Raw genomic sequence first — 2,117 nt, 5'->3', positions numbered from 1 at the left:
TTATCTAAAGAATAGGTATCTTTAACCAAATCGTATATAAAGCTAAAGTCAATTGCTTGATCTATTTTCCTCACTAGATGATCCTCTGGTACTAAATCTTCTATTGATACTAATTCAACTTGAGTTCTTACATCTTCCTTACGTTTTGTTAACATGTTTCTCCCCTCACAAGATATTTATTACATACTTATTATACAAAAAAAGCTTGTAGATTTGTCTAAATAAAGACTTTGTCTACAAGCTGAAGCACCGTCATATTAATAATGACGGTGCTTTTCTCAACTTAATTATCAATCTCTTCATCAAGAATAACGATAACTACTCTTCGATTTTTTTGTCGTCCTTTTTCTGTTGCATTTGATGCAATCGGTTGTGTATCAGCATATCCAGATATTTTAAAACGCCTACTATCTATTGAATGTTCGTTAATAAAATAGTTAACGACATTAGCAGCTCTATCGCCAGATAAGTTCCAGTTTGAAGTGTAATGAGAAGGTTGAATAATCCTTAGATTATCCGTATGTCCTTCTACTTCAATCATATTAGGCAAAGTTTTAATCAAATCTGCTACCTTACCCAAAAAAGGCTTTGCTTGCTCTTTCACAACTGCCCTTCCCAAATCAAATAGCACGTTTTCTTGCAAAACCAATACAACTCCTCGTTTTTCTCGAGTAGCAGAAACAACTCCCTCAAGTTCGTAGTCTCGAAGGTATTTATTTATTTTCGTCAAAAACTCATTCATTTGTCTATCCTTTTCATTTTCTTTACTACCTTGATCTGTCTCATGTTTTTTTAAATCAACTGGAGGAAACTCATTTTCAACTGGACTTGATGGTGGATTGTCCAATATGAACGTAGCCTGGTCATCAAAAATCCCCTTAAATGAGTTAGCAATCATTCGAAACTTTGAAGCATCAATTTCTGAATAAGAAAACAGTAAAACAAAAAATACTAATAATAGGGTCATTAAATCTGAAAAAGTTGCCATCCAAGCCGGAGCACCTTTTTTCACGTTGTCTTTCTTATGATTAAACATCAGTGAGCACCTCTTCATTTACTGAAGTAGGTGTTTCGCTTTGCTTTTCTACTTCCTTATCAATGAACACTTCTAATTTTTCCTGAAGAAGTTTTGGATTTTGCCCCGATTGTACCCCCAAAATTCCCTCAATCATTATTTGTTTTATGTATAAATCATAATCAGTTTTATTTTGTAATTTTCCTGCCAATGGAATAAAGAACAGATTTGCTAATACTGATCCATAAAAAGTGGTAATTAGTGCTAATGCCATTGACGGCCCTATTGTTTTAGGATCGTCTAAGTTTTGTAACATCAATATTAACCCGATAAGGGTTCCAACCATTCCCCACGCAGGTGCAATTTCTCCAGCTTTATCTATAACGTTTCTACCTATCTTTTGTCTCTCTTCTATTGCATATAATTCTGCAACTAGAATTTCTTTAATTGCATCTGCCTCTAATCCATCAACAGTCAACAAAATACCCTTCTTAATAAAAGGATCATCCAATTCTTCTATTTTCCCATCCAGAGCTAATAGCCCTTCTCTTCTGGCAATTGTAGATAACTCAATAAACATTTCCACTAGTTCAGAAATATTTTGTTCCTCACGTTTGAAGGTAGTTTTGACAGCAGAAATAGCCTCTTTTAGTTCATTAGTTTTGAAGTTTACCATCAACGATGCAATCAAACCACCTACAACTGTTAAAAGTGAGGACACACTAAAGAAGATCTTTGCACCCGCAAAGCTTCCTCCAATAACAATGGCAATAAAAATTAAAACTATTCCAAGAATCATTCCTATTAGCGTCAAGTGATCATTTTTTTTCATATTTCTCTCCCACTTCGAATTACCGTATTGTCAAAAGTTTTATAGATTATTGTGTCAAAAACCTTGTTGTTATTGAAAAATTTATATTAAGGTATTGCCACCCCCTCAATTTAAGGGTAATTTTTAGTTGACCATTCAAAAAATTACTCAAACAAAGGAGGCGGCAAACTTGATGTCTAAAGTTATTTCTTTGTTGCTACTATACATTGAGGTTCAAAATAAAATCATTGTTTATTTGATGGGGGCATTGCTTGGTAAGAATTCTCTTCG

At 33.7% G+C, this 2,117-nt stretch carries 3 protein-coding genes; all 3 read right to left on the bottom strand.

Going from position 1 to position 2,117, the window contains the following annotated elements:
* Nucleotides 1-155: transposase (locus BHF71_RS11695; protein WP_084024111.1), on the bottom strand; the 155-nt coding region annotated here is incomplete at its 3' end.
* A gap of 128 nt (nucleotides 156-283) precedes the next feature.
* A complete protein-coding gene (locus BHF71_RS09700) occupies nucleotides 284-1,036 on the bottom strand; it encodes an OmpA family protein (protein ID WP_069657442.1) in 753 nt (250 codons plus the stop codon).
* On the bottom strand, nucleotides 1,029-1,847 hold the full coding sequence (locus BHF71_RS09695; protein ID WP_069657441.1) for a MotA/TolQ/ExbB proton channel family protein: 819 nt from the start codon (nucleotides 1,845-1,847) through the stop codon (nucleotides 1,029-1,031). The genes BHF71_RS09700 and BHF71_RS09695 overlap by 8 nt, the downstream gene beginning before the upstream one ends.
* Nucleotides 1,848-2,117: the final 270 nt, after the last annotated feature.

The organism is Vulcanibacillus modesticaldus (assembly GCF_001730235.1).
In the GTDB taxonomy this organism is placed as follows: Bacteria; Bacillota; Bacilli; order Tepidibacillales; family Tepidibacillaceae; genus Vulcanibacillus; species Vulcanibacillus modesticaldus.
This window is presented reverse-complemented; position numbering and strand designations above follow the sequence as displayed.

What these genes read in the sequence shown, in the direction of transcription:
- BHF71_RS09700 (WP_069657442.1), bottom strand. Translation starts at nt 1,036, where the DNA reads ATGTTTAATCATAAGAAAGACAACGTGAAAAAAGGTGCTCCGGCTTGG.
- BHF71_RS09695 (WP_069657441.1), bottom strand. Translation starts at nt 1,847, where the DNA reads ATGAAAAAAAATGATCACTTGACGCTAATAGGAATGATTCTTGGAATA.